Annotated in this window: 5 protein-coding genes; 4 read left to right on the forward strand and 1 reads right to left on the reverse strand. The window is 39.9% G+C overall.

Going from position 1 to position 5,957, the window contains the following annotated elements:
* Positions 1–406: 406 nt before the first annotated feature.
* The 3 genes from ACED53_RS22605 to ACED53_RS22615 are packed head-to-tail and all read left to right on the forward strand — an operon-like array spanning position 407 to position 4,105.
* Positions 407–1,762 (forward strand): hypothetical protein, encoded by a 1,356-nt coding sequence (locus ACED53_RS22605; protein WP_017101654.1) that lies wholly within the window; start codon positions 407–409, stop codon positions 1,760–1,762.
* A complete protein-coding gene (locus ACED53_RS22610) occupies positions 1,749–3,065 on the forward strand; it encodes a glycosyltransferase (RefSeq protein WP_199861936.1) in 1,317 nt (438 codons plus the stop codon). The genes ACED53_RS22605 and ACED53_RS22610 overlap by 14 nt, the downstream gene beginning before the upstream one ends.
* Entirely contained in the window at positions 3,032–4,105 is a 1,074-nt protein-coding gene (locus tag ACED53_RS22615) for an HlyD family secretion protein (RefSeq protein ID WP_017097974.1), read from the forward strand. The genes ACED53_RS22610 and ACED53_RS22615 overlap by 34 nt, the downstream gene beginning before the upstream one ends.
* Before the next feature lie 120 nt (positions 4,106–4,225).
* Here ACED53_RS22615 and trmY read toward each other — a convergent pair whose 3' ends face one another.
* Positions 4,226–4,825 carry a tRNA (pseudouridine(54)-N(1))-methyltransferase TrmY gene (trmY, locus tag ACED53_RS22620; RefSeq protein ID WP_017097973.1) on the reverse strand — a complete coding sequence of 200 codons (600 nt, stop codon included), beginning with the start codon at positions 4,823–4,825 and terminating at the stop codon, positions 4,226–4,228.
* 257 nt (positions 4,826–5,082) lie between these two features.
* Between trmY and ACED53_RS22625 the strand changes: the two genes are divergently transcribed.
* Positions 5,083–5,607: a DUF3087 family protein gene (locus ACED53_RS22625; RefSeq protein ID WP_017101652.1), complete on the forward strand. Its 525-nt coding sequence runs from the start codon at positions 5,083–5,085 to the stop codon at positions 5,605–5,607.
* Positions 5,608–5,957 lie beyond the last annotated feature (350 nt).

Consider the following 5,957-nt stretch of genomic DNA (forward strand, 5'->3'; position numbering starts at 1 on the left):
AACGGTATGCTAAGAACAAAAATGCCGTTCACTCTTAAGTGAACGGCATTACTCACTTAGTTGAGCTCTTTTTGTGTTTAGGCGGTCAAAAAATCATGGGCATTAGGCTTAATTTGTTTGAGAACGCTATTATTCCGGAAGTGCTGCTATCGAAAATAACACTCATCAACCCCTACTTTTAGACTTGAATGTAACCGCTTTGATGCCAAGTATTAACAATATTCATGTTTCGTAGGTGTCAATTAATTGGTGAGCTTATTTAATCTTTTTGGCTGATTATTGGACGGTTTTCATATCGATATCTAGTATTTATGTAAGGGTGAATAATGAAATAGCATCGTTCAAAATTAACGTTTGTTTAGCTTTAATTCAACGATGACAGCGTCAAAAGACTTGGAGTTAATGAATGAAAGATAAGTTGAAAATTTACTGCCTTGGAACCCCTACACTTGAAACCAGAGAATCATTTGAGCTCGTGCCAGTCAGTGACATTAATCAACTCCCTGAATTATTGGGCGGCGTCATAGTTCTAAATGGCGATCTTAGTTCGCAAGACGACGTGATGAGCCAACTCCACCGTAGCAGGAAATTTTGGTCTTGGAAGATTTATATTTTAGAAGATAGTGCATTATCAGAGTGTTTATCAGACGGCACTTTAAATCCAGAAAGTGTTGAAGAAGAGGTGATTCAACACCGCAGAACGTTAGAAAGTATTATCGACACATCGGATACATTAGACCCTCTTGTTGGGTGGTTAGGCTTGGATCAAAGACGTCGATTATCACCTCACAAATATTTGTCTCATAAATCGATATATTCCTATCCGTTAGTGGAGCTTTACTATCCGGAGTTAAGTTCAACTTATCGTTTTGTATTATCAGAGACTAAGCGAGACACTTTTGAAATTGAGGATTTAATCGATCGAGTAAGAGTGTGTCATGAATGTGCCAGTGCCCACTTAAACTACATCGAAGCGTGTCCTTCTTGCAAAGACATTGATATTACTGAGCGTACCTCTCTCCATTGTTTCACGTGTGGCCATGTTGCTGAACAAGGGCTTTTCAAACGCAATCAAAAATTAGAATGCCCGAAATGTTTGACTCAGCTTCGACATATTGGAGTGGATTATGATCGCCCTTTAGAAACTCATACATGTAACTCATGCTCTCACTCTTTTTCTGAGGCGGAGACATTAGCTTCTTGTTTCGAGTGTGGTACAAAAAACGATATTTCAAAGTTGGTTGTTAGGAAGATTTATTCGCTGAAACTTGGAGTTCAGGGAGAGTATATATTCCGTCATGGAGTGAAGCTATCGGCGCCTGAACTGACCTTAAGCGGGAAAGTAGACGGCGGGTATTTTTCTAATCTTCTTAGCTGGGTTAATAGGATTGCACTTCGCCACGAAGAAGAGCACTTATTATTGGGGTTACACCTGCCTGATTTAGCGCAGTATGTGTCTAAAAATGGAGACGCAAAAATGTTTGCTTTGATCGAGCAAATTACAGAGCGTTTAAACGGATTGTTTAGAGATTCTGATATTTGTTGTCAGTTTAAAAACGATGTTCTTCTTGTATTTATGCCTAAAGCTAAGATGGAACATATAGAAGTATTACGCGGGAAAATAGAAGCACTTTGTTCTTTAATCGAAGATGACGATTTCACGCTGAATGTCTTTGCATGGGGTATACCCGATCCAACAATGAAAGAAGATGTTGGTTATTGGTTAGAAAGTAAAGTCAGTGAAATCTATGCTGTCAGTTAGCCTTGATCTCCAACAGTACTTCTGGGGGATGCTTTTAGAGAACTCTGAGCTTTGGCTAATGCTTTTCCCCATGATGATTATGGTGGAGCTCCCACTCTTTCTGCTTGTGTTAAGTGGAATCTTTCGCTGGTCTTATTCGGCCAGTGACATAGAGATAAAAGAATACCCAAGCATCTCGTTTGTAATTACTTGTTATGGAGAAGGAGATGCAATTGAGATAACGATCGACACGCTTGTTGAACAGCTTTATCCCGGAAAGATTGAGATTTTAGCCGTAGTCGATGGAGCAACTCAAAATGAAGATACCTACTTAGCTGCAATGCGAGGGGAGCAAAGATATAAAACGGTAAGAAACAGAGATGTTCGTGTCATTCCTAAGTGGCAAAGAGGAGGTCGCGTATCAACGTTGAATGCTGGTTTAGATAACGCTACTGGTGATTTTGTTATTAATGTTGATGGTGATACTTCTTTTGACAACGACATGGCGTTACAAATGATGAAGCAATTTACTGATAAGAATGTGATTGCTTCTGGAGGTGCTTTACGCGTTAGAAACTGGCAAGAAAATTTGCTTACGCGAATGCAGTCTCTTGAATATATGTTATCAATGCAAGCTGGTAAGACGGGGCTATCCAACTGGGGTGTTCTAAATAATATATCAGGAGCATTTGGTGCCTTTCGAAAGAACACTCTGAAGCAAGTTGGAGGGTGGGATACCCATACTGCTGAAGATCTCGACTTAACGATGAGGCTCAAACAGTACAAGAAAAGACATCCAAACAATAAACTCGCTTTTACACCTAAAGCTGTGGGCCATACTGATGTACCCGATACACTGAAAGGGTTGGTACAACAAAGGCTAAGATGGGATGGAGACTTATTATTTCTGTTTTTAAGGAAACACAATGAAGGTCTAACCCCTAGATTACTCGGTTGGGGAAACTTTATATTTACTTTAGTTTATGGCGTTCTACAAAACGTATTGCTGCCCATTCTAGTTTCGCTATTCATGTTTTACATATTTTGGGCTTACTCCTTCGATTTTGTTGCTGCACTTCTGATCCTTATCTACTGCGTCTATTTGTCGACAGTGTTGTTGTTTTTTACTGTCTATATTGGGTTGGTTTCCGAAAGAGCGAAAGAAGATCTTAAGATGGCAAAATGGCTAATCTTGTATCCGTTTTATCAGTTCTTTATGCGGTTGGTTACGGCGTTCTCTATGGTGAATGAGTTATTTAGAAGAAGTCATGAAGAATCCAGTATGGCTCCTTGGTGGGTATTGAAAAAAGGCAAAAGGTTTTAACAATGAAAGTGAAATTTCATCTTGATAAAAAGAATAACCCTCAATCGGATGATGGTGTCAAAGTTGCTTACGGACAAGCGAAAAGAGGAGGCTACCGCTTTCGTTGGTATTTAATCTTAAGCTTAGTGGTTAGCCCTCTATTATTCGTAGCGTATTTTTTCTTAAAGACAAATTTTCTGGTTATTGCTCCGGCAATCATTACCTCGCATCCTGTAACCTTAACCTCTAAAGTTGCAGGAGTAGTCGGCCCAATTCCAGTAGACGATGGAAGTCAAATCCTAAAATCAGAGACAGCGATTCAGTTGACTAATATGGAAGTGGAAGCGCAAATCGAATTTCTTCATGCTGAGTTATTAGATTTAGAAATCAGGTTTCCTGATGATATTGGCTTACTGCACTTGAAAGGTATTGAAGAAACGCGCAGTAATTTAAACACGGTACAGCAAATTCAAACGCGCTATGAAGAATACAGGAAGAAAGGTCAGGTATCCGATGTGGACTACGCAAGTATAGTGGGAATGAGTAACTCACTTAACAATCAGCTTAATGGACAAAAACTTGATTATCAAAATGCGAAATTAGCTGAACAAGAAAGAGAATTAGCGGGTCCGGTTAGTCAGGCTCGACGTGCTTTAATGAAAGATCTAGCACTTAAACGTGTTGTTGAACAAGGGTTGGCGATTAAGTCTCCCTATGCAGGTCGCGTTGTCGATATCCATGTCGTTGAAGGGCAGAGAGTGTTCGAAGGTGACGAGCTTGTAACGATAGCGAAGAATACCATCCCGCAAGTGGTCGCGTATTTAGACCCTAAATATTTAGAGAATGCGATAATAGGAGCTCATACCAAGGTAAGGTTTCCAAATGGTAGTACTTTTGAGGCTGAGATTGCAGATTCGGTAGAAATCGTCAGTAAGTTGCCGACTCAATTAGCAAGCCCTTTTGAAGGGCAGCCAGCATATCTCAAAGTAGCATTGAACTTTACGGCTGATTTGCCTAGAGAATATTGGATTGAAGGGATGACCGTCGAAGTGCGTTTTTAATTAGCACGCTAACTTGACCATAAATGGAGCGTATATCGCTCCATTTATTGTTTTAGGGCTAGCTATTTTTATAGCGAACTGTTGTTTTAGAGTGAACTATCGTAGAGAGAGCTGTGGATATCAAAAACCACGTACATCCAGTTCATTGTTGATCAACACAACACACTGAGAAGCAAACAGCATGTTTGGACCTAAGCTGATTTTCTCTGTGCCTAAACGCTTCAAGCTGTTGTAGCTTTTCTTCGGCATAGGGATGTGATCAGTAAGAAGGAAACATGGGTTTTCAGCAATCTCTGCATCACGGATAAAGTCACCCTTCTTATCCATCATGTACAGCTGGTGGTCTTCGGCCAGTTCTTTGACCAACTTTTCAAAGCTCATAGTGCGAACAGTGATGCCCGGTTCTACCTGACGTGTCTGTTCTTTTGTCATGCCTTGAGAAGCGTCAACCGCTCTTACTACCGCAGATAACAGTGCAGATTCATGAAAGCCACCAATGTTGGTGATTTCATTTGAATCGAATGTAATGGTACGAGAAAAGTCTTTAGTACTCTCTAGCACAAGGTGCACGGTGACATTCTCACGGTGAGATTGAGCAACGAAGATCGTGTTCATCAGAGTATGAGCCAGAATCTCAGTATGAGCGTCTTGCCCAACACCTTCTAAGATAAGTTTGCTCTCTGTAGGGGCTGCGCGAGCGCGTAATACAAATGAACGCATGGAATGTACCTTGTCAGTATGTGATAAAGCGAAACAGACTTTATCAGCATGAATTGATGAATAACTAAAAATTATGGCGGTATGTAACTCTTTTCTATTAATGAAGTCAAATGGAGTTATGTATAGTACTGATCGGAATAACTCTACGTATTAAATAGAGAGTGACCACATTACAAGATGGTAAAGGTTGAAGCGAACCAAGGTTTACATAGATAGTATGCGCAAATTATTAGGTGACTTACATAAGGAAGTAGTCGATGAAGTTACAGAAGATTAATAAAGAAGAATATAGAAAGAAGATGAACCTACTGTTGGTTTCATTGGTTGGGTCGCTTGCATTGTTTGCCATTGTATTCGGCACCATTCTGATCGAATTGTTTGGCTCGGCGACTTCAATTACTGGTGAATCGACAGGGAACTTTCATTTGAATGTACTTGGCGTGATTTTATCAGTCGCACTGAATGCCTTTATCGCGAGCCGTGTGAAAGGGCATGACTACTTTAAGGAAGCGCTTTATGTGTGGAACCTTAAACAAACTCACAATCAAATCTATCGTAAGCTCAAGCGTATTCAACCGAAAGCTGAGCAAGGTGATCGAGAAGCATTAACTATCCTTTACTTCTATTACACTACGCAAAAACAGGTATACGACCTAGACAACAATACTTTGACGATAAAAACGGTTCAGCAGTCGCTAGATAACATCGTAGAGCTGAGTGATAAATGGAGTATTGAACTAGATATAGAGGCATTTTCGAAAGATCTAATAGCGAAATTTTAAGTGATATGCCTGTAATTGTATGAGCTTTGACCTGTGAAAGAGGCTTTTGACGTAAAAGTAGACACTTAAGCAACTTTTTTGAATTTTTATCAAAAAAGGGGTTGCCATGTTTTCGATGATCTCTATAATGCCGCCTCACTGACACGGCAGATGCCACAAGGCTTCAGCGGTAATTAGTAAGACGGAAAGTTCGAAAGAAATTAATTTTAAAAAGTGTTTGACACTTAAGATTAAATCGCTAGAATTCACGTCCGTTTTCAAAGGTTTCTTTGTAAAAAGAAAGTTTCGATAAGCAAAGCTCTTTAACAATTTAAACCTATCAATCTGTGTGGGCACTCGTTGATGAATAT

Origin of the sequence: Vibrio sp. 1F169 (assembly GCF_041439605.1) — a bacterium.
Lineage (GTDB): Bacteria > Pseudomonadota > Gammaproteobacteria > Enterobacterales > Vibrionaceae > Vibrio > Vibrio tasmaniensis_A.